The 25,973-nt window shown below is 67.0% G+C and carries 28 protein-coding genes; 20 read left to right on the forward strand and 8 right to left on the reverse strand.

What is annotated here, in order from left to right; all coding sequences use genetic code 11:
* From C6N75_RS09990 to C6N75_RS30605, 19 genes are all read left to right on the forward strand, one after another.
* On the forward strand, positions 1–429 hold the full coding sequence (locus C6N75_RS09990) for a hypothetical protein (protein ID WP_146132526.1): 429 nt from the start codon (positions 1–3) through the stop codon (positions 427–429).
* A 16-nt stretch (positions 430–445) separates the two neighbouring features.
* On the forward strand, positions 446–793 hold the full coding sequence (locus C6N75_RS09995) for a hypothetical protein (RefSeq protein WP_105868519.1): 348 nt from the start codon (positions 446–448) through the stop codon (positions 791–793).
* Positions 793–1,194, forward strand: a complete 402-nt coding sequence (locus tag C6N75_RS10000) for a hypothetical protein (RefSeq protein WP_105868520.1) — start codon at positions 793–795, stop codon at positions 1,192–1,194. Before C6N75_RS09995 ends, C6N75_RS10000 begins: the two co-directional genes overlap by 1 nt.
* 117 nt (positions 1,195–1,311) lie before the next feature.
* The gene (locus tag C6N75_RS10005) at positions 1,312–1,728 is read left to right on the forward strand and encodes a hypothetical protein (RefSeq protein WP_105868521.1); all 417 of its coding nucleotides are present in this window, start codon (positions 1,312–1,314) and stop codon (positions 1,726–1,728) included.
* Positions 1,728–2,207 carry a hypothetical protein gene (locus C6N75_RS10010; protein WP_105868522.1) on the forward strand — a complete coding sequence of 160 codons (480 nt, stop codon included), beginning with the start codon at positions 1,728–1,730 and terminating at the stop codon, positions 2,205–2,207. Before C6N75_RS10005 ends, C6N75_RS10010 begins: the two co-directional genes overlap by 1 nt.
* 86 nt (positions 2,208–2,293) lie before the next feature.
* Positions 2,294–2,689 carry a hypothetical protein gene (locus C6N75_RS10015; RefSeq protein ID WP_105868523.1) on the forward strand — a complete coding sequence of 132 codons (396 nt, stop codon included), beginning with the start codon at positions 2,294–2,296 and terminating at the stop codon, positions 2,687–2,689.
* A gap of 41 nt (positions 2,690–2,730) precedes the next feature.
* On the forward strand, positions 2,731–3,027 hold the full coding sequence (locus C6N75_RS10020; RefSeq protein ID WP_105868524.1) for a hypothetical protein: 297 nt from the start codon (positions 2,731–2,733) through the stop codon (positions 3,025–3,027).
* A 3-nt stretch (positions 3,028–3,030) separates the two neighbouring features.
* Positions 3,031–9,315 (forward strand): transglycosylase SLT domain-containing protein, encoded by a 6,285-nt coding sequence (locus tag C6N75_RS32210; RefSeq protein WP_105868525.1) that lies wholly within the window; start codon positions 3,031–3,033, stop codon positions 9,313–9,315.
* 213 nt (positions 9,316–9,528) lie between these two features.
* Entirely contained in the window at positions 9,529–13,338 is a 3,810-nt protein-coding gene (locus C6N75_RS10030) for a hypothetical protein (RefSeq protein ID WP_146132527.1), read from the forward strand.
* 4 nt (positions 13,339–13,342) lie between these two features.
* Positions 13,343–14,470, forward strand: coding sequence for a DUF5047 domain-containing protein (locus C6N75_RS10035; protein WP_105868527.1), 1,128 nt, complete (start codon positions 13,343–13,345; stop codon positions 14,468–14,470).
* Positions 14,467–15,363, forward strand: a complete 897-nt coding sequence (locus tag C6N75_RS10040; RefSeq protein WP_105868528.1) for a hypothetical protein — start codon at positions 14,467–14,469, stop codon at positions 15,361–15,363. The genes C6N75_RS10035 and C6N75_RS10040 overlap by 4 nt, the downstream gene beginning before the upstream one ends.
* Positions 15,364–15,377: 14 nt before the next feature.
* The gene (locus tag C6N75_RS10045) at positions 15,378–15,773 is read left to right on the forward strand and encodes a hypothetical protein (protein ID WP_105868529.1); all 396 of its coding nucleotides are present in this window, start codon (positions 15,378–15,380) and stop codon (positions 15,771–15,773) included.
* Between the two features lie 3 nt (positions 15,774–15,776).
* Positions 15,777–16,133 carry a hypothetical protein gene (locus C6N75_RS10050; RefSeq protein ID WP_105868530.1) on the forward strand — a complete coding sequence of 119 codons (357 nt, stop codon included), beginning with the start codon at positions 15,777–15,779 and terminating at the stop codon, positions 16,131–16,133.
* Between the two features lie 65 nt (positions 16,134–16,198).
* The gene (locus C6N75_RS31505) at positions 16,199–16,633 is read left to right on the forward strand and encodes a transglycosylase family protein (RefSeq protein WP_146132528.1); all 435 of its coding nucleotides are present in this window, start codon (positions 16,199–16,201) and stop codon (positions 16,631–16,633) included.
* A gap of 31 nt (positions 16,634–16,664) precedes the next feature.
* Positions 16,665–17,501 carry a M23 family metallopeptidase gene (locus tag C6N75_RS30145; protein ID WP_146132529.1) on the forward strand — a complete coding sequence of 279 codons (837 nt, stop codon included), beginning with the start codon at positions 16,665–16,667 and terminating at the stop codon, positions 17,499–17,501.
* 12 nt (positions 17,502–17,513) lie between these two features.
* A complete protein-coding gene (locus tag C6N75_RS10065; protein ID WP_105868531.1) occupies positions 17,514–18,008 on the forward strand; it encodes a DivIVA domain-containing protein in 495 nt (164 codons plus the stop codon).
* The gene (locus C6N75_RS30600) at positions 18,001–18,162 is read left to right on the forward strand and encodes a hypothetical protein (RefSeq protein ID WP_181160422.1); all 162 of its coding nucleotides are present in this window, start codon (positions 18,001–18,003) and stop codon (positions 18,160–18,162) included. The genes C6N75_RS10065 and C6N75_RS30600 overlap by 8 nt, the downstream gene beginning before the upstream one ends.
* Complete coding sequence (locus tag C6N75_RS31510; protein WP_258177319.1) at positions 18,143–19,396, forward strand: CHAP domain-containing protein; 1,254 nt, start codon at positions 18,143–18,145, stop codon at positions 19,394–19,396. Before C6N75_RS30600 ends, C6N75_RS31510 begins: the two co-directional genes overlap by 20 nt.
* A gap of 11 nt (positions 19,397–19,407) precedes the next feature.
* Complete coding sequence (locus C6N75_RS30605; protein ID WP_181160423.1) at positions 19,408–19,581, forward strand: hypothetical protein; 174 nt, start codon at positions 19,408–19,410, stop codon at positions 19,579–19,581.
* 329 nt (positions 19,582–19,910) lie between these two features.
* On the opposite strand, the gene C6N75_RS10080 is transcribed toward C6N75_RS30605, so the two are convergent.
* The 3 genes from C6N75_RS10080 to C6N75_RS30150 form a co-directional block, all read right to left on the reverse strand.
* Entirely contained in the window at positions 19,911–20,342 is a 432-nt protein-coding gene (locus tag C6N75_RS10080) for a glycine-rich domain-containing protein (protein ID WP_258177320.1), read from the reverse strand.
* Between the two features lie 285 nt (positions 20,343–20,627).
* A complete protein-coding gene (locus C6N75_RS10085) occupies positions 20,628–20,885 on the reverse strand; it encodes a hypothetical protein (protein ID WP_105868534.1) in 258 nt (85 codons plus the stop codon).
* The gene (locus C6N75_RS30150) at positions 20,882–21,064 is read right to left on the reverse strand and encodes a hypothetical protein (protein ID WP_146132530.1); all 183 of its coding nucleotides are present in this window, start codon (positions 21,062–21,064) and stop codon (positions 20,882–20,884) included. The genes C6N75_RS10085 and C6N75_RS30150 overlap by 4 nt, the downstream gene beginning before the upstream one ends.
* 237 nt (positions 21,065–21,301) lie before the next feature.
* Between C6N75_RS30150 and C6N75_RS10095 the strand changes: the two genes are divergently transcribed.
* The gene (locus C6N75_RS10095) at positions 21,302–22,420 is read left to right on the forward strand and encodes a helix-turn-helix domain-containing protein (protein ID WP_105868536.1); all 1,119 of its coding nucleotides are present in this window, start codon (positions 21,302–21,304) and stop codon (positions 22,418–22,420) included.
* 97 nt (positions 22,421–22,517) lie between these two features.
* Here the strand turns inward: C6N75_RS10095 and C6N75_RS10100 are convergent, their stop codons facing one another.
* The 5 genes from C6N75_RS10100 to C6N75_RS10120 all read right to left on the reverse strand — a co-directional run.
* A complete protein-coding gene (locus C6N75_RS10100; RefSeq protein WP_105868537.1) occupies positions 22,518–22,793 on the reverse strand; it encodes a hypothetical protein in 276 nt (91 codons plus the stop codon).
* Positions 22,793–23,206 (reverse strand): hypothetical protein, encoded by a 414-nt coding sequence (locus C6N75_RS10105; RefSeq protein ID WP_105868538.1) that lies wholly within the window; start codon positions 23,204–23,206, stop codon positions 22,793–22,795. The genes C6N75_RS10100 and C6N75_RS10105 overlap by 1 nt, the downstream gene beginning before the upstream one ends.
* Positions 23,203–23,700 carry a helix-turn-helix domain-containing protein gene (locus tag C6N75_RS10110; protein WP_105868539.1) on the reverse strand — a complete coding sequence of 166 codons (498 nt, stop codon included), beginning with the start codon at positions 23,698–23,700 and terminating at the stop codon, positions 23,203–23,205. The genes C6N75_RS10105 and C6N75_RS10110 overlap by 4 nt, the downstream gene beginning before the upstream one ends.
* Positions 23,701–24,188: 488 nt before the next feature.
* Entirely contained in the window at positions 24,189–25,208 is a 1,020-nt protein-coding gene (locus C6N75_RS10115) for a tyrosine-type recombinase/integrase (protein ID WP_219852867.1), read from the reverse strand.
* Positions 25,209–25,311: 103 nt separating this feature from the next.
* Positions 25,312–25,973 (reverse strand): glycoside hydrolase family 16 protein (locus C6N75_RS10120; RefSeq protein ID WP_258177321.1); only part of this gene is annotated, 662 nt, incomplete at its 5' end.

Genomic DNA, 25,973 nt, shown 5'->3' on the forward strand with positions numbered 1-25,973 from the left:
ATGGCCAGCCTTAGCGAGATACGCAAAGCCCTGGCGACCGTGATCCGGCAGAACGTAACCGTCGAGTTGCAGGACTACTCCGAAGTTCCGGACGTCCTGCGGCTCCCGGCCATCGTCGTGAAGCCGTCCACCGGAGACTTCACCGGCGCCTTCCAGCGCGGCCTGGACACGTGGGAGTTCGAGGTCTACGTCCTGGTCGCACGCCAGAACAGCCAGACACAGCAGGAGCTCCTGGACGAGTTCCTGACCGGCGCGGGGCCGAACAGCATTCGCCGCGTCGTCTACGAGAACCCCACGCTCGGACGTAGCGACGTCATCGACGCCATGGTCAAGCGAATGAGGGGCTACGGCGGGACGTTCCAGGCGGCGCAGGTGCAGCACACCGGCGCCATCCTCACCGTGACCGTTCATACGGACGGAAGCAACTAAGAAAGGTTGAGCCCCGATGGCGGCACTCAGCACACACAACATCGTCAACGCGGGAACGAAGCCGACCTTCGTTGCCGCCGCTGCATCCGACACCGCAGAGATCGGTAGCGGACACAACACGTTCGTCGTCTACCGGAACACCGACTCGAACGCGAAGACCGTCACCGTCACCGTGCCCGGCCAGACGGAGTACGGGCAGGCGTACACCTACGCCGGCCTCACTCTGGCCGCCACCACCGGGGAGCTCTGGATTCCCATGCGGAAGGCGTTCGACCCGGCAGACGGTTCGAGCCGCGCGACCCTGAACGTCGCCGGCACCGGCGGCGTCACCGGCGTCACCGTGGCTGTCGTGAGGATGAGCTGATGCACAAGCCTGCGATCCAGCCTCCGCGGCCCGAGAAGCCCGAGCCCGGTGTGCACGCATACAAGGTCGTCGGCCCGCACGCGGTCGACGGCGTCCAGCCCGGCGACACCGTCGAGCTGGAGCTGACCGAGGAGCAGGAGCAGATCATGGTCGACGCCGGCCACCTGGAGCCCGTTCTGCCGGACTACCCCGACGGGGAGCCCCAGCCCGAGGAGTCCGGCCCGGAGGCCGAGGCCGCCGAGGACCAGGCCGACCCCGACGCCGACGCCCCCGACCCCGACACCAGGGGCCCTGAGGCGCCCGAGCCCGACCCCCAGGACGAGCCGGCACCCGGCGACCCTGCGGCCGGCGACGGCGCGGCCGACGTGATCAACGGCGACGGAGCCGGCTCCGACAAGTAGTCCCCGCACCACCTGAAAGCCCTCACGGGAAACCCGTGGGGGCTTTTTTCATGCCCTTTTGCAGACACGTTTCTGCACCGTGCGGCCGTTCCTGGCCGTTGTTAAGGAGAAAGCACAATGGCCAAGCTCGTACTGCGAGACTGCTTCATCGAGGTGAACGGCGTCGACTTTTCGTCGCACGTTTCCTCGGTGACGGTGAACCTCGTCAAGGACGAAATCGACACCACAAACTTCGGCGGTGACGGCCGTGAGCGGGCCCACGGCCTGAAGGACGACAGCTTCGAGCTGAACTTCCAGCAGGACTTCGCGGCCGGCGAGGTCGACGCGACCCTGTACCCGCTGTGGAACCTGGAGACCGAGTTCCTGGTGAAGGTGCGCCCCCGCGCCAGCGCCAAGTCGGCCACCAACCCCGAGTACTCCGCGACCTGCATCCTGCTGGAGTACCAGCCCCTCGCAGGAGACGTCGGTGACCTCTCCGAGACCGAGGTGACCTTCCCGGCGCAGCGTCAGGGCATCGTCCGCGCCACGGCCTGATGCCTCAGTACGTCATCGTCACCGGTCCCGAATTCCGGCGGGTGGAAGCGGCGTTGGCCAAGGTCGACGCCGCCTTCCCCGAGCGGTTTCGGGACCGGATCGAGAACCTGGCAGAGCCTCTGGCCGCCAAGGCGCGTGCGCGCGTACTGGCGCTGCCGACCCCCGGCAACGCGGGGCACACCGGCCTGCGCGCCCGTGTAGCCGAAGGCGTCGCCGTAAGAGTCAGCGGCCGTGCCGGCGTCCGCATCACCACGTCCATGAGCGAGCCCGACGAGCGGATTATCCCGCGCGGTCTCGACCGGAGGAGCGGCTGGCGTCACCCCCTTTTCGGTGACCGAGACCGGTGGTTTTCCAACCCCGGCTACTCCTGGTTCATGGACACCATGGACGACTCTCAAAACGAATTCGAGAACGGCCTCACTGAATTGATCGAAGACTCCGCCAGGGAAATAGCCGACGCCGGCGGATTCAGGCCGTAACAGACCGGAGCAGGCAGAGGTTCGCGGGTGCCTCTGCCTGCTCCTTTTCTTACCCGCTGACCCGCAAAGAAAAGGAGTTACCCGCAATGGGCTTTCTGACGAAGGAACAGATCTTCGCCGCCGACGACCTCCCCGTTGAGATCGTCCACGTCCCCGAGTGGGGTGGTGACGTCCGCCTCAAGATGCTCACCGCCGCCGAGCGCGACGCTTTCGAGGCGTCCACCGTCCAGATGCGCGGCGGAAAGCAGAAGCAGAACCTCGCCAACCTGCGTGCCCGCCTGGTCGCCCTCTGCATCGTGGATGAGGAGGGCCGCCGGATATTCCAGTCCGGCGACGTCACCCGCCTCGGCAACAAGTCGGCCTCCGCGCTTCAGCGCCTCTTCGACAAGTGCAACGAGATGAACGCGCTGTCCGAGGACGACATCGAGGAGCTGACCGAGGGTTTCGAAGAGACCCCGGCCGAGGATTCAAGTTCCAGCTAGCCAAGGCCCTGGGCCAGCCCTGTGAGGAACTGCTCCGCCGCATGTCATCCCGCGAGTTCGCGGAATGGCAGGCGTGGCACAGAGCGACTGGGGCGCTCACCGATGAATGGCAAGCCGAACTGCTGGCCTCTCTTCATGAGTTGCTGCAATTCCAGGCTTACCTCACAGGGCAGGCCCACTTCACCGACAAGCATCACAAGAAGGGCCCAGCGCCGAAGCCGGAGCATTACAAGCGCCGGTACGAATTGCTCGGCCCGCTTTCTCCTCTTGAAGAGGAGGACGAAGACGACGACTGGGTGACGCCGCCGTTTGGCGAGACAACTGAAGACGGGGAATAGTAAATGGCCACGGTTACAAGCCTCGGCTTCAGCATCTTCAGCCGCTACGACGGTAACGGCGTCAGCCAGGCCCGACGAGACATCGCGGGATTCCGCAACGAGCTCGTCGCCGCCGACCGCTCCATAGTCAGCGCCACTCGCCGCTTCCAGGGCCTCCAGGTCGCGGCCGTCGCCATCGCCCCCGCGCTGCTCCCCGTCGCCACCGTGGCGGCGGCCAACGCGGGGGCCCTGGCCGCCATGGGAGTGTCGGCCGGCACCGCCCTCGGGGTGTTCGGCGCGGCCATGGGCGGCGCGATCAAGAACACCCTCAGCCTGCGGGACTCCGTCCAGCAGCTCAAGGCCAACCTCGACCAGCAGCGGGCGACCCTGGCCACCCTGGAGCCGGGCACCGAGGCGTACGCCAAGCAGCTCCTCAAGGTCTTGCAGGCCCAGCAGGAGTACGACGCCGCGCTGCGCAGGATGACTCCCGCACAGCGGGCCTTCCTCCAGTCGCTCGACGCACTCACGGCTTCCTGGCAGCGCTTCATCTCCCAAACTCAGAACCAGAGCTTGGGAGTTGCAACCACAGTCCTTGCGGCAATGGCGGTCGCGGTCGGCAAACTGAAGCCGCTCTTCGACGCCGTCGTGCCCAGCATGCAGGGCGTAGCCAACGCCATCGCCGCCTGGCTGAAGGGCGACGGCTTCGAGCGGTTCATCCAGGTCGTCATGACCCAGGGTGTCCCCTCACTGAATGCCCTGATCGCTGCCGGCCGCTCCATGGCCACGGTTCTCGGTGAGGCGTTCCGCGCCTTCGCCCCCCTGGGCACCGAGCTGGCCAACAGCCTGGCACGCGGGGCCGCGGAGCTGGCGAAGTGGTCCACCGAGGGTGGCTTCATCCGCTTCATCCGGGAGGCCCGCGCCCAGACGCCGGCCGTTCGCGAAATGCTCGACGCTCTGTGGGCCGCATTCAAGAACATCCTCGCGGCCATGCAGCAGCTCGCGCCCGTTTCCATGACCCTGATCACGGTACTGGCGCAGATTGTCGCGGCCATACCTCCCGGGGTAATCGCAGCCATCGCCCAGGCGTTCGTCGCTTGGCGCGTCGCCATTCTCGGCATGATGGTCATTCAGGGCGTGGCGGCTCTCTTTACCGCCTTCGTTCACGTCCTCAGTCTCCTGCGCGGCGCCGTCATGGTGGCCATCACCGTCTGGCGCGCATTCAACCTCGCTTTCATCGCAACGCCGATCGGCGCTGTCATTACGGCCATCGTCGCTCTGGTGGCCGCGTTCGTGATCCTCTGGAACAAGTGCGAGTGGTTTCGCGAGTTCTGGATCAACTGGTGGAACAACATCAAGCAGGAAGCCTCTACTGCTTGGCAGTGGATTCAGATGGCGTGGAACGCCGTCGGGTCCGCCATGGTCACCGCCTGGCAGGCCGTTTCCGGTGCCCTGGTCACCGCCTGGAACGCCACATGGTCCGGCATCTCCACCGCCGTACAGGCCATCTGGACCGGCCTGACGACCGCCTGGAACGCCGTGGTCAACGGCTTCCAGGTCGTGTGGTCGGCTGTCGGCGGTGCCCTTTCCGCTGCCTGGTCCGCAGTCTGGGGAGCTATCCAGGTAGCGGCCACCGCCGTTTGGAACGCCCTCCAGACCGGATGGCAGGTGTTCGTCGGCACCCTCCAGACCATCTGGAGCGCCGTCGGCGGTGCCCTGTCCGCCGCCTGGTCGGCCGTCTGGAACGCGATCAGCGTCGCGGCCACGGCCATCTGGTCCGCCCTCCAAGCTGCGTGGTCCGCGTTCATCACCGGACTCCAGACCATCTGGAGTACGGTCTCCGGTGCCCTCTCTGCCGCCTGGTCGGCCGTCTGGAACGCGATCAGCGCGGCAGCGATGGCGGTGTGGAACGCCCTCCAGACCGCGTGGTCGGCTTTCATCACCGGCCTCCAGACCATTTGGAGCACGGTCTCCGGCGCCCTCTCCGCGACCTGGTCTGCGGTGTGGAACGCGATCAGCGCGGCGGCCACGACCATCTGGTCAGCCCTCCAGGCTGCCTGGTCCGCCTTCGTCTCCGCGCTTCAGACCGTCTTCTCCGCGGTCTCCGGCGCCCTCTCCGCGGCCTGGTCCGCGTTCTGGTCCGGAGTCCAGTCAGCCGCGCAGACCGTATGGTCCGCCCTCCAGGCCGCCTGGCAGGCGTTCCTGTCGGCCCTTCAGTCGGCCTACCAGACGATCAGTTCGGCGCTTTCCGCCGCCTGGTCGGCCTTCTGGTCCGGGCTCCAGACGGCTGCACAAGCCGTATGGTCCGCAATCCAGACGGCTTGGTCTGCGGTGCTCACCGCGATGCAGACCGCATGGTCGGCCTTCAGCAGCGCGCTGACGGCCGCCTGGAACGCCTTCTGGACCGCCGTCCGGACGGCTGCGCAGGCAGTGTGGACTGCGCTTCAGACTGCCTGGAGCGCCTTCCTCACCGCGATACAGACGGCATATACGACGTTCAGCGCTGCGCTGACGGCGGCCTGGAACCTGTTCTGGAACGCCATTCGCACTGCTGCCCAGACCATATGGACAGCGCTGCAAACGGCGTGGACAGCCTTCCTCAACCTCCTCCGAACCGCGTACAACACCTGGTCTGCCGCCCTCACGGCAGCCTGGAACGCCTTCTGGACCGCTCTTCGCGCGGCAGCGCAGGCCATCTGGAATGCACTGTCCGCCTCGTGGCAGGCCCTTCTCAACCTGCTGCGGAACACGTATAACACGTGGTCGGCAGCCCTCAGAGCGGCCTGGCAGGCGTTCTGGACGGCGGTACGCACGGCGGCCCAGACCATCTGGAACGCCATGTCGGCGTCGTGGCAGGCACTCCTTACCGCGCTTCGCAACGCCTGGAACACCTTCAGCAGCGCTATCCGCACGGCGTGGAACGCCACGTGGAACGCCCTGCGAGACATCGCGCGAACGATCTGGAACCAGATCGGCGGAATTATCGAGCGTGCGATCAACGGTGTTATCGGGATCGTGAATGCCCTGATCAAGGGTTTCAACAACGTCACGTCGTTTCTCAGCATTGACGTCAAGATCGGGGAAATCGGCACAGTCAACTTCCCCACCCTGGCAACGGGCGGCATCGTCACGTTCGCGTACGGCGGCATGACCGGCAAGCCGTGCCCGGAGATGCAGGGTTACGCCGCAGGCGGACCCGTCAACCTCCGCAAGGGCGGCACGCTACGCGGCTACGCGCCCGGCAAGGACACCGTGCCGGCGATCCTGTCCAAGGGCGAAGGCGTCCTCACTCCCGAGGCCGTCCGCGGCCTAGGCGGTCCCGGCTTCGTCAACGGCGCCAACCGCAAGTTCGCAGGGCACCGAGGAGCAGGTCGAGGCGCACCCAGTCTCGACAAGTTCGGCGTCCCGCACTTCGCGGTCGGCGGCATGACGTCGGCGGCCCTGGCGCGCGCCGGCGTACCCATGGGTCTGATCTCGCAGGGCGAGTACAGTCACGGCTCGCTGAGCGCCGGAACCCACGCCGGCGGCGGCGCGGTGGACATCTCGTCCACCAGCCCGGCCATGCTGGCTCGGCTCCACGCGGCAGGCTTCGCGGCCTGGATTCGTGGACCCGAGCACGGGATGTCCCCGCACATCCACGCGGTGCTCATGAACCACCCGGAGCTGTCCGGGCCGGCCCGCGCGCAGGTGGCCAGCTTCCGGGCTGGCGGCTCCGGCCTCGGCTCCGGAGGCGGCGGCGCCGGTGGCGGCGGCGGGATACCCAGCTTCCTCCAGAGCATCCTGAGCAAGGCCGGCGAGATCCTGAGCCGCGTCGCTCAGGGCCTCCCGCTCGGCTCACTGCTGGACGGCCTCAGCGGCCTGTTCGGCGGAGGAGGCGGCGGCGGAGGCTCCGAGGAGAAGGAAGACGGCGGCGGCCTGTTCGGCTCCGGCATCGGCCCAGACTTCGGGCCGGACATCACGCCGGGCAAGGACCTGGCCGACGCTGCCAGCAAGGTCATCGGCGGTGCCGCCAAGGTCGCCGGTGGCGTGGCCGGCGCCCTGCTTCCGGACCTCGGAAGCATCGGCAAGATGCTGCTGGGCCTGATCCCGGACGACGCATTCGAGTTCGCCTTCAAGTGGGTGAAGGACCGCCTGTCCGGTTGGGGTAACCCTGCCGGCAACTTCGGCAAAATCCTGATCGCCATGGGCGAGAAAGTCATTAAGGGTGCTATCGATTTCCTGATCGGCAAGAACAAGGAAGCCGAAGCATCCGCTATGGCACAGTTCGCCTCCTTCTCCGTCGCAGGCGCCCAGTCGGTTCAATCCTGGGCTCCGTTGGCGAGGCAAGCGATGGTGATGGGTGGGCTGGACCCGAGCCAGCTCCCCGCGTTCCTCCAGCGCATGCAGATCGAGTCCACCGGTAACCCGAACGCCATCAACAACTGGGACATCAACGCCCGCAACGGCATTCCGTCTCAGGGCCTTATGCAGATCATTCCGCCCAATTTCCAGAAGTACCATGTCCCCGGCACGTCCAATAACATCTTGGACCCGCTGGCGAACATGGCAGCGGCGGCGGCCTACATCAAGGACAGGTACGGCGGGCGAGTCCCGACCGGCAAGGCATACGCCCTCGGAACCCCGGGCGCGCTGCCCGGCCCGGCACTCGTCGGTGAAAACGGACCCGAGATCGTCAACATGCGTGGCGGCGACACCGTCACCCCGGCCAAGGACACTGCGCAGATCCTCAGCAACGCGGCAGCTCCGGCACTCCCGCCGGTGCCCGCCACAGGTATGCCGCAGACCACACCGCTCCAGAGCCCGATCATCGACCAGCTCAAGGCCGCGCCCGAGGGCGAGGGCTGGTTCGGTGACATCATCGCCGCCGCTCAGCACATGCTGGCGACGGCTCAGACGGCCTGGAACGGAACCGTTCAGGCAGGCGTGACCGCTACCCCGGCCATCACGACCACCACAGACCTGGTGGGCAAGAAGGTCGGCGCGGACATACCCGCCAAGCTGGACCTGATGGCGGGCTCCTCGCAGGCCAACTGGTCAGCGATGAACGCCAGCGCCCTGACCAACTGGAACGCGATGCTGGCCACCGTGTTCACCCCTGCCGAGCAGCACCAGGGCACCACGATGCCGCTGACCGCAACGCAGATGAACACGGCGTCCAACCTCGCCTGGACCAACATGAACGCCCAGTCGGCGGCCCAGTGGGTCCTGATGCGGGACTCGACCTTCACCGAGGCCGAACTGCACCAGGGAACCACCATGCCGACCATGGCGACGACGATGCAGACCGCGTCCGACACCGCCTGGACGACGATGAACGCGACGTCTGCCGAGCAGTGGACTGGAATCCGAGACGGCCAGGTCGTCCCGTTCGAGACCCACATGCAGACGACGATGCCGGAAGCCGCCACGGCGATGAACGAGGCGGTTGGCGCGGCCTTCACCGCCATGGTGGAGACCATCGTCGCCCAGCTCGACACGGCGATAGCCAAGATCGAGGAGTTCATCGCAGCGACCGAAGCGGCTATCGCTGCTGCGGAAGCTCTCGCGGCGGCCCAGGCCGCTGCCGCCTCCAGTGGCGCCGGCGGCTCCCTGGGCGCGGCGAACGGGAGTGCAGCGGCAGCCCTGTCGGCGGCCGGCATCTCCTCCGGGATGATCGTCCAGGGTCCGTACAGCAACTCGGTGGCGGCTTCGGCCGGTACGCACTCCGGCGGCGGTGTCTATGACATCGCCGGCGGGCCCGAGCTGCTGCCTGCGCTGCACGCGGCCGGCTTCGCGGCCTGGTACCGCGACTGGCCGGGCAACCAGCACATCCACGCCGTCTACTCAGGCGCCAGCGACCTGTCTCCGCAGGCCCAGTGGCAGCTTGACGACTTCCGGCGTGGCGGTGACGGTCTCGGCATTCCCGGCGGTCTCGCCAGCGGGACGTCCGGTGCAAGCCGCGGCTGGAGCTGGATCGGTGAGCGCGGTCCCGAGCTGATGAAGCTCAGGGGCGGCGAGCGGATCAAGTCCAACAAGTGGGCCCGCCGGTACACCGCAGGCGCTCAGCGGGGGACGGCTCGCCTGCTGGATTCGTTCCGGCCGGCCGATTTCGCCTCCCGGTTCATGGACTCCGTCGATGTCTCTGTCTGCCGGACGGAGCGCAGCGACAGCCGGCCGATCCCGGTCGTGCGCAGCGACGGCGGAGAAACCACCATCACGATTCCGATCACGGTGCAAGGAAATCTCGACCACGAGGCAGTTCGTGAGATCGAGAACGAGGTCATTCCCAAGCTGCGCTCGCTCATGCAGCAGGGGGTGGGCAAGGGAAGGTAAAGGGCCATGACGCAATCGTTCCTCATTCTCCCCGACGGGGATGTTGAGAATGATGGCTGGAGCTTTTTCGGTGCCAGCGTCACTCAAATCTGGGAAGCCGTCGGCTACCTTGAGGATGACTGCGGAATCATCTGCCCGAGCTATCGGGGAGGCGCGCAGATCAAGTTCCCGCTTGACTGTGATGACCTCCCCGATGGGGCCATAATCGACTCGGTGACGGTCTTCATTCGCATGAAGACCCAAGCCGGGTCAGGCCCCCGCTGCGTCACCGTGAACGTGCTCTCGTCCGAGAATCCTTCGCGCTACACCACGAGGACTCTGTACGCCAAGAGCACCTACCAGACGTTCGAGGTCGGCACCTACACGACCGACCCCCTGGGCAAGTTCTGGGACATCCACCGGCTCAACAAGCTGCGCCTCCGGTGCTTCTCCTATAACAACCTCTTCGACTCGATTCGCATCACCCAGTTCTACTGCCGGGTGAACTTCCACACCCGCCCGACCGTCAGCGTCCAGGCCCCCGTCGGCACCGTCAACACCCCCTCGCCGGTGGTCAAATGGCGCTACCAGCAGGAGGAGGGCGAACCGCAGAAGAAGGCCGAGTACCGCATCTTCACGGCCGTCCAGGTGGCGAGCAGCACCTTCAGCCCCAGCACCGCCCCGCCCGTGTTCGCCAAGACGGTCCAGGGCGAGGCATCGACCTACACCTTGCCGACGTCGCTGAACCCTGACTCGTACTACGTGTACGTGCGGGTCTACTCGCAGCACAACGCGGTGAGCAACTGGGCCGGCAAGGCATTCACCATTCAGGGGCCGGCCCCGGGCGTCCCCGGCGACGACAACGCCGGTGTGGCCGGCGTCCCCGGCGTCGGTGTCCCCACCGTCGTCCCGGACGCTTTCACCAGCTCGGCGTTCCTTCAGATGCGGGACAGCAGCAACCTGCTGTCCGTCCAGCAAGCCGACTTCGAGATAGCCACTGACCCTCTCGGCTACGTGCCGACGAACGCGGTACTCACCCGGTCGACGGCCACCTACTTCGCCACCGGCGAGGCGTCCATGTCGGTCAAGGCGTCCTCGGCGGCCGACATGTTCGCGGCCACCACGAAGATCGAGGTCGTCGGCGGTGCGCCGGTCACCATCCGCGGCCAGGTGAAGGCCGCGACCTCCGGGCGCACGGCCAAGCTGCTGCTGCGGCAGTACGACACCGATCACGTACTCCTGGACGCCACCGCGGTCCAGGCGCAGGCCACCGACGAGACCGACACCTGGACCGAGATCGTCGCCACCGGCACCACTCTGGCGGCCACCAAGTACGCCGAGCTGGTTCTCCAGGTCGTCGCGCCGGCCATCAACGAGGTGCACTACCTGGACCATGCCGGCCTCATGTACGGCATCGGTACCGCCTGGTCGGACGGCGGGCACGTCTCACGGAACCTCCTCACCTCGTTCCTGGCCACCGGAGACGATCCGGCGCCCAGCTCGGACGCCTGGGTGCAGGCCAACAGCGCGACCACCTGCCAGCGGGTCACCGCGACCGGCCTCGGTTCGCACGGCCTCAAGACGCACCAGATGACGTACAACGCGGTGTCGAGCTCCATCGGCTACCGGGCGACCGGCGCGGTGTTCACCACGCCGACGACCGGCACCAACTACACGCTGAACAAGCCGGCCGGCCTGGCGGACAACGATCTGATGCTGGCCTTCGTCACCTCCACCAGCCACGGCACCATCGTGCCCCCGTTGGGCTGGACGGTGGCGAACACCTCCAGCGTGGATGACGGCTCGACGGACATCGCCCTGTGGGTGCTGAAGCGCACCGGGCTGGCCGCCGACCCCTCCACCTGGACGGGAGCGGTGTCGGCCTCCAGCAGCCGGCGTACGGCCGTCGTGGTGGCCTACAGCGGGGCCGCTCACGCCGATCAGCAGTTCGTCGTGGACAACGTCAAGACCGACACGTCCGGCGCCCTGGTCCACCAGACGCAGACGATCTACAACTCCGACCCGAACGCCTGGCGGGTCGCCGCCTTCGCCGCGAGCGACGACGTATCGGGCGGAACCTTCACCGCGAACAAGCAGCCGCCCGGCTCGTCGGACCCCGGGTCGATCATGTTCGTGGGGCGCTCGTCGGCCTGGAAGCAGCACAGCGACACCACCTCGTTCGTGATCAACAAGCCTGCCGGCGTCCAGTCGGGAGACCTGATGATCGCGGCCGTGGGCTACTCCGGCCAGGTCGATACCGCGACCGCACCCTCCGGCTGGACACAGGTCCGCCGGCTCCACCGCAGCAACGGTGGCAACGGCGACGCACACTCCGGCGATTTCACCATGTTCGTCTACAAGCGGACCGCCGGCGCGAGCGAACCCAACTCCTGGACGGGCACGCACCCTTCCAGCGAGTGGGGCCAGCCGAAAATGACGGTCGCGGTCGCCTACCGCAACGCGGAGACGGCCGCCAACCAGTTCATCGCGGAGAACGGCGGCACCGCGCGGGGAGCTCTGTCGGTGTCCACCGGCACGGTGACCAACACCAACAGCCGCGCATGGCGGATCAGCCTGTTCGGCGCCACCACCCCGTTCGGTGACCAGTGGGACAACGGCGACGTGAAGGAGCGCACCGACGACACCACGTCGCTCAGTGGCTTCCCCGACGTCCACATGGCGTTCTCCGACTCCAACGGGCAGATCTCCACCGGCACGCACTCACGCACCGGCTCCTTCAGCGGCGACGTCTTCACCTCCGCTGGCTGGATCGGGATCATCAAGCCGCTGCCGCTGTCGTCCAACCCTCCGCCCGGAGCCAACGAGACGGAGCGCGTCGACAACAACAACGGCAGCAGCAACCCGTGGATGAGCACCGCGGTCTACGACTCCAACGGCGTCGCCGCAGTCGGCCTCCAGTCCGTCTACGGCACCCTCGCCCCCGGGTCGGGAACATCGGCCAACGCCATGTCGTCCTGGGTCGGCCTCATCAAGCCGGCCGAGGCAGCACAGGCAGGTACGGCGGCGGCGTACACCAACACGACCGTCGACATATCCGACGTGGACGAGACCGTGATCACTTCCGCCAAGGGGAAGGTCACGATCACCGCGCAGTTCCTCGGCTCGACCGCCGGCACCCCGGCTCTCGGGGTCGAGTTCTTCCGGGCCAACCAGAAGATCTCCGAGGCCGCGGCCCTCGGCGCGCCGTTCAACGACACCGACTGGGTGAAGAGCTGGGCGTCGTTCGATGTGCCGGCCGGCACTACCCGGATGCGGCCCAAGCTGTCCGCCATCGGCCGCAGCGTCGGTGACACCGTGCAGTTCGACCGCGTCGGCCTCTCGCTGGGCTCGACCCCTGAGGGCGTCGAGCCGACGTGGAGGGATGGCACGGCCCGGCCGGAGCACCCGGTCTGGTCGAAGCCGATCATCGAGTACCAGGATGACGACGGGACCGGATACGGGGACGCCTGGCGGGTCCTGCCGGGGCAGAAGACGGTGGGCGCCGAGTTCGAGGACGCCAGCGGCAATCTGCTCTACACGGACCACACGATCGTCCCGCTGCACAACCGGCGCTACCGGGTGCAGACGATCTCCTACGGCCTGGCCGGCGACCGCTACGCCTCCGGCTGGGGGCCAGCCAGCAACGAGGCCACGTTCACGGCTCTCGACTGGTGGCTGAAGGACATCAGCGACCTGTCCAAGAACCTGCGCCTGTCGGTGCGGTGGGAAAACCTCGTGGTCGCCACCGCGAACACCGCGACGCAGTTCCAACCCCTGGGCGAGGACTACCCCTTGGTCATCACCGAGGGATACAAGTCGGACACCTTCACACTCAAGATCCACGTCACCCGAGAAGAGCACGCAGCTCTGAAACAGCTCCTCAACAGCGGTCGAACGCTCCTGCTCCAGTCGGACGTCGACCACTCCTGGTGGGTGCGGTCTATCGGGGACCTTTCCTCAGATCTGCTGCCCACCGGGCAGCGCCGTAAGAACCCTCGGCGCTACGTGACCGTCACGTTCGTGGAGGTCGCCCCCGAGGAGTAGAGGCATGGCGCGGCAGACGGACAAGTTCTACGCGACCCTCCGCAAGTCACACACGATCATCTCGTGGGTCGACGTCATCAGCGGAAACCTGGAAACCGTCCGTCTGCCGACCATCGAAGGAGACGTCGGAGTCGACCGCACCGCATCAATCCGGCGCAAGCTGAACCTCCGGTGCGTCGACCCCACCGGGCTGCTCACGCCACGGGCCTCCGGCGAGATCCTGACGCCCCACGGCACCGAGCTGCGCCCCTACCGAGGCATCGTCTACAGCGACGGGACACCCCCGGAGGTCTGCCCCCTGGGCGTGTTCCGGCTGTCCCGGTCCACCGTTGCCGACGAGACTTCGCGCGCCCCGACGATCCAGATCGAGGCGTACGACCGTTCCCGAACGATCGCGCGGGACAAGTTCCAGGTGCCGTACACCATCGCGGCCGGCACCAACGTGCTGCAAGCCATCAAGGACATCGTCCGGCGCACCTTTCCGGCTGTGCAGTACGACTCCATCACCACCCTGCTGACCACTACAGCGCCCCTGCTGTACGACGCCGGCGCGGACCCGTGGGACGCGGTGACGAGGCTCGCCAAGTCCATGGGCTGCGAGATCTACTTCGACGTCGAAGGGCGCCTGGTCGTCGCCCCACCCGACGACATCAACGCCCTGCCGGCCGCCGACTTCACGTACATCGAAGGCCAGGGCTGCATCATGACGGACCTGACCCGCGTGTACTCGGACGAGCCGGGCTACAACGGGGTCATCGTCACGGGCGAGTCGGCGGGGGACGAGAAGCCGCCGGTGCGCGGCGAGGCGTGGGACATGGAGCCGACCTCCCCGACCTACCGGTACGGCGGCTACGGCGAGGTGCCCACCTTCGTCACCGACTCCCTGGTCAAGACCACGGACGAGGCGACCGCGGCAGCCCGAGCCGTCCTTGCCCAGTACCTCGGCTACACCTCGCAGCTCAGCATCTCCGCCGCCGTCAACCCGTCCTTCGAGGCCGGGGACGTCGTGGAGGTCGTCAGGGCCCAGTCCGGCGTCTCCGGCCTGTACGCCCTGGACAGTTTCAACATTCCGCTGCGCAAGGACGGCAAGCAGCAACTCACGCTCAGGCAGAGGCGGGTGAGCAGCGGATGACGACCCCGACTCCACCTACGGCCGAGGAGCTGGCGGCGAAGGCGAAGGCCGAGCAGGACCAGGAGCTCCGGCTGCTCGCCACGGAGATCAACAAGCCGGCCCTGTCCTTCGAGCCGGCCACGATCCGCAAGGCGATCGTGACGGCGATCTCCGCGGCCAGCACCCCGCCGACCATCAGCGTGCAGATGAGCGGCGACACGTCGACCACGATCGACGGCGTCCGGATCGAGGAGACGTACAGCCCACGCATCGGCCACACCGTGCTGATCTTCAAGCAGGGCGCGGACATCATCGCCTTCGGCCACGTCGCAGACCTCACCGGCGTCGGCGCCGGCGGCTGGATCACCGCGGGCCTCACCTCCGGCTGGGCGCACAACGGCAACAACAACGGCACCCTCCAGTACCGCCGGGTCCTGGACAACGGCTCCTGGAAAATGCAGTGGCGCGGCGGCGTAACCGTCGGCTCCGGCGTCCAGGTGCTCGCCACCCCGCTGGACGCCGAGTACCGCCCGGCCAGCCGGCGCACGATGCTCGTACCCCGCGACGCAGCCGGCGGCTCGAACGAGGTGAAGGTCGACTTCAACGGCGACGGCAACGTGACCCTGGTCGGCACCACCACCGCGCCCTACGCCTCCGGTTCCACCAGCAGCGCCGGCAGCTACGGCGGCTACACCAACACCGGCGGCCCCGGCGGCACGGGCAGCACAGACCCTTTCGATGAGACGACCGTCCACCCGGACGGCCACTCGCACGGCGTCGTCGGCTCCCACTCCCACAGCGTCAGCAGCCACGACCACTACTTCAGCTTCGGCAGCCACAGCCACAGCGCCACCGTGAACGTGTCGGTAGACGCTCCCACGTGGGTTGCTTTCAACGTGGAGTACTTCCTATGAGGAGTAAAACCCGCATGACTCGGCGCGGCGCCTTTCTGCTCGCCGTTGGTCTCATACAAATCATCCTAGGTTGGTCGACCGTCGTAGCACCGCCGAACGCCCTTGCGGCGTACGCGGTTGCAGGCTTCATCGGTCCAACCTTCGTCGGAATCGCGCAGATCGCGCTTGGAACTATCGCCGTCGTGAACGCCTTTTGGCCTCCTGGTAAGGACCGAATCGGCTTCATGGCGGCCTTTCCTGCGCCTGCCTTCTGGGCTACGGACGCTGTGATCTCATCCTCCTTCGGATATGTCGCATGGGGGATCGGCATCCGAACCGCCTGTTTCTGGGCCGGCTATGCCGCCCTGATCCTTCTGGCCGCCGGGATGCAGGGAGTTGCGGACATCGCCCGCCTGTCGTCCAGGGAGTGACTGATGGCCGTATCGGAAACTCTCATCACCGCCCTCGGCGGCGGCACGATGACAGGCTTCCTCGCCTACCTCGGCATGCGCTACACCGCGCAGAAGTCAAGCGAGGTGCAGCGCGCATCCGTAGAAGTAGAACAGCGAAAAGTAGACCGCGAGCAGTTCGAAGCGTTCAAGACGGCATACCGCGAAGAACGCCAGCAGGACCAAGAGGAACTGGACCGGCTGGCAAACAAGATCGAGGCTCAAGCAGCCCTTCTTCGCATTGCCGTTCGGCACATTCGCGTACTCAGGTCCGAACTCGCGCAAAACCAGGTCCCCCCTCCGCCGCTGCCGGTGGAGCTGGAAATGGTGGACCTCTTCTGAAAGGCAGTGACATGAGTCGCGGAAAGCATCGTAAGGAAAACACTCCGACCAAGACGGTGCGTCGCGTGGGGACGGTTGTCGCCCTCGGCGGCGCAGCAGTGCTCCCTGGTAGTTTCGCCGCCAGCTCCGCCAGTGCGGCCACCGCCGCCGAGTGGGACAAGACGGCGATGTGCGAGTCCTCCGGCAACTGGGCGATCAACACCGGCAACGGCTACTACGGCGGCGTCCAGTTCGCTCAGTCGACGTGGGTCGCGTACGGCGGGACCGCCTTCGCGCCGCGCGCCGACCTGGCGACGAAGGAGCAGCAGATCCGCGTGGCCGAGCGGGTGCTTCACGAGGGCTGGCAGAACTTCAAGCCGCAGGGCAAGGGGCGCGTGGCCGGTCTGCGGCGTCGGCCTGTCGAACACGCCGTACGGCGGTGTCGCAACCCCGACGCCGGCCCCGAAGCCGACGCCTCCGCCGGCCACTGGCGGCGACACGTACACCGTCAAGGCCGGTGACTACCTGATCAAGATCGCCCGGGAGCTCAACGTGCCCGGCGGCTGGCAGGCCCTCTACGAGGCCAACAAGGCGGTCATCGGAGACAGCCCCGACCGGCTGAAGATCGGTATGGAGCTGAGGGTGCCCGGCGCGGCCTCCAGCGACTCGTACGCCGACGGACTGCCGAAGCCGAACCAGCAGCAGCCGTCCGCGGTGCAACTCCAGGAGGAGCTGAAGCGCGTCGGCTACATGGACAAGGCCGTTCAGACGCACCCCAACTACGGGCCGAAGACCCAGGCCGCCGTCGTGGCCTTCCACGACGAGCACCCCGAGTACGCCCAGGGCGACCGGGACCCGGCCATCGGCCCGAAGGGCTGGGCGCACCTGCGCGACATGTCGACGGGCGGCGCCAGCGAGCAGCAGCCGGCGGACCCGAAGCCGGCCCCGAAGCCGGACGACCCTGCGCCGGCGCCGAGCGCCCGGTTCGTGTCCCCGATCGACGCCAGCGTGAGCCAGCGGTTCGGCAACCCCAGGGCCAGCTACGCCCTCGGCTACCACACCGGCACCGACTTCACCGCGCCGACCGGCACCGTCGTGAAGGCCCCGACCGCCGGTGTCGTCGTCGCCTCGGACGGCTCCTCGTCGTACGGCATCAACGTGCAGCTCCGCCACGCGGACGGCAAGCACACCCTGTACGCCCACCTGTCCGGCAAGAACGTCAGCGTCGGCCAGACCGTCAAGGCCGGCGACGTCATCGGCTACGTCGGCTCCACCGGCAACAGCACCGGCCCGCACCTCCACATGGAGCTGCGCCTGGCGCCCCGTTTCGCGGCCGGCAACTTCCTGGACCCGGTCCAGTGGCTCCGCTCCAACGGAGTAAACATCTAAGGAGAGATCTCGATGTTGGAACCCGCAGATATCGAGCGCAAGCAGTTCACCGCCACCCGCATCCGGGAGGGCTACGACCAGGACGAGGTCGACGCCTTCCTGGACCAGGTGGCGGTCGACTTCGCCGAGAGGGACAAGCAGGTTGACTCCCTCCAGCAGCAGATCCGCCGCCTGAAGCGAGACCTGGACGCTGCCCGGCAGCCGGTCCCGCAGGACCCGGACCAGCCGAGCCTGGAGTCCGTCAAGGCGATCCTCGTCGCCGCGCAGAAGACCGCCGACCAGGCCGTGGCTGATGCACACGCGCAGGCCGGCCAGATCGTCATCGACGCGCGCACCGAGGCCCGGCAGATCGTCTCCGCTTCGCACACGGAGCGGCAGAAGCAGATCGACGCCCTGGAGCAGCGGCGGGTGGAGCTCGCCGCGCTGATCAACGACCTGGGCGACAAGCGCGAAGAGCTCACGAAGTGGCTGAAGGGCGCACTGGAAGCGGTGGAAGCACATGCCTGATCAGGAAGACCAGTACGAGCTGGTGAACGAGGAGCTGCCGGACGACGGTCCGGGGCCCTCGGTCGACAACGAGGAAGAGCTGCTGGCCGAGATGTTCGGTGAGCCGGACGACGGCGGCGTGTACGGAGGGGGTGATGACGATGGGGACTCGTGACGGCATGGTCGCTCAGGCCGAGAAGTCCCTCGGCATGCGCGGCCGGCCGAACGCCATCACCACGGCGTACGCCAACCGCAACGGTTCCGGCTTCGCCCGCGCCGCCTGGTGCAACATGGCGATAACCGAGTGGGCCCGCGGTTCGGACAACTTCCAGGCCGTGTGTTTCGGCGTGGACTACGCCTACACCGTGTGGCACGCGCAGAAGTTCCAGTCGCAGGGTCGCTGGCACCGCGACGTCGCCGGCATTCAGCGAGGGGACATCGTCTTCTTCGACTGGGGCCAGACCGACAACGTCGGCGCCATCGACCATGTCGGCCTGGTAACTGACGTGAAGGGCGGCAGCGTCTACACGATCGAAGGCAACACCTCCGACTCGTGCGCTCGGCGCGTGCGGACCGCTCGGGACATCGCCGGGTACGGCCGGCCGGCCTACGCCGAGCAGTCGGCGCCCCCGGCCCCGAAGCCCACGACCCCGGGCAGCGGCACCACCCACACGCCTCCGGCCTTCCCCGAGGGCCTTCGGCCCAACAGCACCAGCCCCTCGGCCCGCGGCCTCCAGAAGGCGCTGAAGGCCGCCGGCTACATGGACAAGGCCGTTCCGGAGGCCGACAACTACGGGCCGAAGACCCAGGACGGCGTCGCCGCCTTCTACCGGGCCAATGTGGAGCTCTCGTCCGGCGGGCGGGATGTCCAGATCGGCCCGAAGGGGTGGGCGGAGCTGCACCGCGAGGCGTACGGCTCCGGCTCGAAGCCGCCGGCCCCCGCCCCGCCCCCGCCGCCGGCCCCGGCCTCCGGGGAGCCGGCGCACGACTACCGGCGCACCACCTACGGAGGCCGGACCGTCAACCAACGGACCAAGGCGATGCTCGAAGCCGCTGCCAAGATCCACGGCAGCGGCTTCCGGCTTTCCCAGGGGTCCTACAACCGCGGTGTAGCGGCCAGCGCCGGCACCCACGACGGGGGCGGCGTCGTGGACATCGCCTCGTCCAGCCAGGCCCTCGTCAAGGCCCTGCGCCAGGTCGGCTTCGCCGCGTGGGTGCGGACCCCCGCGGAGGGCTTCTCGTACCACATACACGCCTGCGCCATCGGTGACCGCGAGATGGCCGCCGGCGCCCGCAACCAGGTCCGCGCCTACTTCCAGGGGCGCAACGGCCTGGCCAACAACCGTGCGGACAGCGCTCCCGCGTCCGTCGGCCGGCCCTACCCCACCTGGGCCGAGAAGTACCGGTAAGGAGACAGATCATGATCAAGGTCGGATACATGGCCAAGGCCGTCGTCGCAGCCTTCGCTGCCGCGGCCGGCACCCTGGTCGCCGTCACGCAGGACGGCATGGTCGACACAGGCGACGTCGTCACCGTCGTGCTGTCCGTGCTCGGAGCCCTGGGCGTCACGTACGCCGTCCCGAACAAGGGCTGACCTAGGGGGTGATCCCGGTCTCGCGCCGGGTAGCGCCCGGCAAACTGCGCCCCTCTCTGCCAACTCGGCGGAGAGGGGCGCTTTTTTGCATTTCAGGGGATGACGAAGCCTCGCGTGGGCCCCTGGGGAGGAATGGGGTCCCACCTTCGGGCGAGGGCGGCCAGGGTCTTCGCGGTGATGTCCTGGCGCGTGGCCGGATCAGCCCTGTCGTACACCCTCCAAGGGCCAGTCGGCTTCTCTGGGTCCTCCGGGGCGACCACTCCGGGAAGGCCCAGTTGTCGCATGACGGCGTCCACGTTCCTGGCCTCGTCCGCGTTCATGCGGACACCCTACTTCTTGCTGCCGCCACCCCCACCGCCGCCGCCACCGCCACCGTGCGTGGCGCAGTTTCCGGGCCGGATGGGACCGCACCCTCCGGGCATCGGGGTGTGCATGCTCGCGGTCCCCACGTCGACCAGGGATCGGTTCGGCTCCATCCACAGGTCGGCGTCCACGTTGAGCCCCGCCTGTTCGATCGTGGCCACCGTGCGGGTGAGGACGTGGGGGTCGTCCCGCCCGGTGTCGGGGCGCTCGGGGAAGTGGTGTACGAAATGCCCCAGGCCCTCGCACAGCTTCTCGTACAGCCGCGTGTGGAGCACCAGGGCGTGCCAGCCCTCGTCCACCGCGTTCGAGGGGGCGATGTCCACCGTGGGGAACTTCGCCGCGGTGACCACGAACTTGAGCGCTTCGGTCACGACTCGGTCGGCCGTGTCCCGGTCCATGCCAGGGTTGTTGTCCACAACCGTGGCGGCGACGCCCTCAAACCCTGCCGGGGTGAGCAAGGCGCGTACATCTTGCATGTGCGTTCCTCCCTGGCCATGCTTGGCCATTCGCGAGTAGGGCAGCCCGGAGGTATCCCCAGGCTGTCGTGCACTTGCGGGGGCGGGGAGCTGTGGACCCGTCCGGCCGGCGACCGTCCCCATGACGAAGGAACCGGCCGGACGGGTTGCATCGACAGGGGGTTGTCGATGCGGCCTCGCTGGGCCTCTACGGGGGAGCCTGTGGGCTCAGCGAGGAGTTGTGGGGTTGAGCGAGTAGGCGCGTACGCCGGCGGCCTTGCCTTCGTGGGTCACCGGCCGCCAGACGTAAATCGGGCAGTCGAAGGTGAAGGGCGGATGGGCGATGAAGCGCAGCGTCGTCATCCCGTTCCTGGCCTCCGTGGACTGGACCGGGTAGTACAGGCCGTCGAATTCGACGAGGTCCCCGATGCGAACCTCCCACGGTTGGGCCCTGAGGGTTGCGTGTCCCAGCGGTCCGTAGGTCACCCCGCGGCCCTCCGCTCCGCGTCCTTGGCGGAGAAGTGCTGCTGGTAGTCCCGGGCTCTGGCCCTGGAGCGAATCCAGGCGCTGAACTCGGTGGCGTCGGCCGTCCGCAGGATGACCTGGACGGTGCCGGACCCGTTGACGATCTCCCCCGGGAACACGGTCGCGGTGCGCAGGTTCATGACGCTGAGGGCGTGCCTTATGTCATCGCTGGCCGCCCTCGCGGCGGCTTGCACGTACTGTTTAGACTCCGCTTCCGTCACACCCTGCCTCCTCGCCTCCTTCGGGAGGGGGAGCCTCCCGGTGCCAGAAACCATGGGGCCTGACAGACGGTCTGGCATAGTGTCATTTCCAGTGCCAAGTTCCGCGGCGCGCCTGGCAAGTTGGACGGGCATCACCATCAGGGGCATCCTTGATACATGCCGGGTGAGTCCAGAATCGGAACCCTAATCAACGACCTGCGGAAGGCGCGCGGCTGGTCGCAGAGGCGTCTTGCCGACGAGATCAACAACGCCTTCGGGACGAACCTCACCTCGCAGTACGTCAATAAGTGGATCAACGGCAAGGTCAAGCCGAGGGGCGCGCACCTGCGCCACCTGTCGGCGGTTCTGGACGTGCCGCTAGCCGTACTTGAGGGTGAAGTGAGACGCCGCACCTTTCTGACCGACGTGGCAGGGGCAGCCATAGCGCCCGTGGTGGCCTCCGACCTGCTGTCCGCCGGCTTCACCGCGAGGCTGCAAGGTGGGCCGACCACCGAAGCTTGGGAAGCCAAGCTGGCCACATACGGGACCGACTACATGTCCCTGGGCGCGGCGGACATCCAGCGTCGGGTGGCGGGGGAACTGGTGGTTGTGCAGCAGCAGCTCGACTCGCCCCGCCTCTGGTCGGTCGCAAGCCGGCTGATGACCCTGTACGCCAAGACCTTCCCGGGAGCGGACGGCGCGAAGGCCGCCCACTGGTACAAGCTGGCGGCCCAGTCGGCAGACCAGTCAGCGGACGACGACGCGCGGGTGTGGGTCCGGGGCCGGGCCGCCATCGCTCTCGGCTACGAGGGCGCCTCCCTGGGGCTGGCGGACGTCCTCGCAGACCAGGCGATGGCGATCAGCAGCAAGCCCTCCCTGGGCCTGGTCAACGCCGTCATGGGCAAGGCTCACGCTGCCGCCCTGCGCGGCGATCATGACGCAGCCCTCACGCTGGCTGAGGAGGGGCGGCGGATCTTCGACAAGGCCGGCTCGTACGAGCAGACGTCCGACTACGCGGTTCCGTGGTGGCGCATGAACGTGTTCCTGTCCCTCCTCTACGCCCGTCTGGGCGATGAGAAGGCGGCCGTGGATGCTCAGGAGCAGGCGCAGCGAGAGCTTCCTGCGACGCTGCCCCGCTTCGCCACCCATCTGGAGCTGCACCGCGGGCTGATGCTGGCGCGCAGCGGCGACAAGCCGGCGGGGATGGCGTACGCCAAGGCCGCCATGGACGCGCTGCCGCCGGAGAAGCACAGCCTCACCCTGCGGATGCTGATGGCTGAGGTCGACGCCTCCTGATAGCGTCGCCACTGTCCCCGGACGGCCCGCAGTACACGGACGGGGACGCAGCAGGGCCCCTCTCCAGCTCCCTTGGAGAGGGGCCCTCTGCTGTGCCTCAGGCTGGCCGGCGGCGGGCCAGCCGGTAGACGCCGTAGGTGATCCCGAAGATGACGTCCACGAACGCCCAGAGGGCGATGATCAGGCCGGCGCCGATGGCCGTGCCCACGTCGTTGCCTTCCTCGCATGACCGGAGCAGGTCGCCGGTCAGGCCGCGGCAGTCATCGGCGCTCCCACTGCTGGCCGTGTTCACGCCGACGATCAGCCAGATGAGGAAGATCACCTGGACCAGGATGAACACCACCAGGAACACCGGTCGCTTCTTCTTTGTCATTACCAACCTCTCCTTTCTTTGCAGCCGAGGAGTGCATAGCCCTCCCGTATGGCCACGAACGTAGCTTTGCGTTCCCGCAGTTGCTCCGCGGTGAGACCGGCGGGAACATCATCCTCGGTCTTGAGGAGCTGCTTGTAGTAGGGGCAGATGACTTGGTCTCCGACTCTCTGCTGCATGTCCTCCAGACGGTCCGAGTTCTTGAGGACGCCCAGACCCGTCACGGCTATGACGATGGTCAAGACGGCGTTGAGCGCGAAGCTCACGATCAAGCCCGTAACCAGCATGCGCTGGCGTCGTTGCCTCTCTTGGATCTCGGAAACCTGGAGGCCGGACGACTTCGCCACGGCCCCCATGGCTGCTATCAGTTGGTCAGCTTTGGCGCTCAGCTCTGCGCAGTCACGGTCGTCGTTCATTGGTCGCTGTCTTTCACCTCAAGTAGGGCGAGTAGTTTCTGAGTTGCTTGATCAATTCTGTGCAGGGCTTCTTGCATCTGCCCGTCCGGGGCGTTCGCGTAGTTGTCGCGCTCGCTCAGCGCCTCCAGCGCTGCCAGCAATGCCTCCCGATCGCGTTTGCGGCTGATCTTCTTGGAAACCAAATCTGCAATGGACTCCCGCTCCACGGCGGCGAGTTCGGTGTCATCGGGTGGTGGGAGGGGCGGGACGCGAGCGATCTCCTCCGAGATCAGTCCTGCCGTCACCGCGAGCCGCAGCGGGTCCACGTCGAGAAATTTCGCCAATTTCTCACACGCCTCCTCTCCAGGGAGGAGCGTGCCGTTTCGCCACTTGCTCACTGCGGAGTTATCGACCCCTGTGGCTTCTGCGATCTCAACCCCGGTCAAGCCGCGGGTGAGCATGATCAATTTAAGCCACTGCCCGAAGCGCTTCTTATCTCTGCTCCGTCGAGTCATTCGTAGCCCTCTCCACGAGGGTTTGGGTTCGTCTGTCCAGTACGCACCAGATTGCCGCTTAGGTCAACCTTCATGCGCTTGTCAACCCCCCGCCGATCGGCAAGGAGCCCCCCGGCCTGGGCGGACGGGTCAAAAGAATCTTGAAATTTTTCGCAGGAAGGTATTGCCCAGTGGTCAATGTGGTGGCATGTTTGACCTAACGGACAGACCGGGTCAAACCGGACAAGTTCCCCAAGGCAACACTTGAGTCGAAGACAGTCACCCGGAGCCAGGTCCGGGAAGGTGTGGCAGGTAGCTAAGTCATCTGTGGGTAGCGTCGGCGTTCCCGACGTGAGAGGTGGATGAGCGAACCTAACCGATTCGTCCCTTAAGGCGTTCCGCCTAGCCGCACCGGCTCCGCAAACGTCACAGGGCGCGGGTAGTTACAGAACACAACCAAATACATGGGAAGCCCCCGGTCGCTGCATGCGTCCGGGGGCAAATCCCTGCTATCGAATCTTGCGACCTGGCAGCGACACGACGTTGCCGGCCGCCGCAGAGATGAACCTCCGGCCCCGGAGGGACGCATCCCTTGCCCGCCGCTCTGCATCCAGCCCCAGGTACGTTTCAGTCGTCTTGGAGTTCAGATGCCCCAGGAGTGCGGACACTTGGCGAAGCGCGTGGTCGTACGACACGTCGTTCCGCAGCATGTCGAAGTAGATCCGAGCTACTGAGCGCCGAATGACGTGCCACCGCTCGCGCGGTTGGACGCTGATCCCGCACTCGCTGTAGAGATCGCTTAGATGCCTGCTGGCCCAGGCGTAGTCGCAAGGCCGCGAGGTGTCCGGCACCCACCCCAGCACTCCCCCGTCGTTGGCATGTTGCCAGCCCGGGAAAAGGTAAGCGCTTCCGGACTGGAGCGTCGCCCCCGTTTCTGCTGTGTACCACCGAAGGTATCGGCGGAGCTCTTCTTCAAGATCAAGCGTGATGGGCATCGCATCGAATCGACCCGTCTTCTTGACCCACACGTAGAGGTCCCCCGCGTTCAGATTCACGTCCATGACTTGGATCTTGCATATATCCGAGACGCGCAACGCGGTACCTATGGCCACCGCCACCATTCCCCGCAAGACGGGGTGATCGGCTCGACCGAGCAGTTGGATCAGTTCGGCTTCGTTCAGCCGCGTGGGATTCCACTCCGGCTTCGGCCCGCTCGCCTTGAACGGCGGCTGCGGTACCACCGTGACCGTCTTCGTCCATCCCCGCCCCTGGCCGTACGCGAAGAACGAGCGCAGCGCCGCACGATACGAGACGCCGGTCTTGGCAGCTCGACCCAGCAAGATCCCATCCTCCCCGTACAGGAAGTCGTAGAGATCGCTGGTCTTGATGCCGGCGAAGTGCCGGTTCGGATACTGCCTCTCCAGGCGTTTGACGATCTGGCCGTACTGCTCCTGCGTACGGAACGGTACCTTCGCCGCCCGCATCGCTTCCTGGTACGACAGCCGAGCTTCCTGAAGCGTCAAACCCACGACGCCCACCTCCACCTACGTCAGCAGGCTACGCCCCCCGAAAGGGCATAACCAAGCCTTAGTGGATATGGGTCGCAAAATGGACATATCTCCACTAAGGGCATCAATTGAAGTTGATCGACATGGGCCGCTCGGGCAGGTAGCGGGCGTCATGCGTGCCGAAGAGCTGCCCGTCGACGTGGTAGGTGATGGCGCGGTCGTCGATGGTGACGACGAGGTCGTGCCAGCCGGCATAGCCGGCGCGTACCTCGCTGTGCTGGTTGACCGCCTCCCAGGGGTCGGGCCGGTAGGTCTCCCAGGAGGTGGTGTAGAGGATGTTGCCGGGCTCGCCCCAGCCGCCGTTGGGCAGGTACTCGAAGTCGTACTCGGCGTAGTCGTCGGCCATCGGGGCCTTGAGGTCGTTGATGGTGAAGAAGGTCTGCACGATCCGGTCGCCGTCCGGGCCGTACGCGGGGGCGTCGGAGAACCTCACCCGGGCCGCGTAGGTGCCGTTCTTGAACTTGCGGGCGCGGGTGAGGACTTCGGTGTGCTCGGTGGACTCGCCGGTGCCGGCGGTGGAGGTCTCCAGGTTCATCACGGTGTTGCCGCCGGCGGTGGCGAAGGTGACGTTCTCCGGGGCCCAGCGGGCGCCGGGCACGCCGGGGCCGCCGGAGTCGGAGCGCACCGACCAGCCGCGGGCGGCGATCCGCGGGTCGGTGTGGGCGGTGTAGGAGAAGTCGTCGAACAGGGCGGTGCCGGCGCCGGGCGGGGGTGTGGGGTCGGTGG

It is taken from the genome of Streptomyces solincola (genome assembly GCF_002982015.1).
GTDB lineage: Bacteria > Actinomycetota > Actinomycetes > Streptomycetales > Streptomycetaceae > Streptomyces > Streptomyces solincola.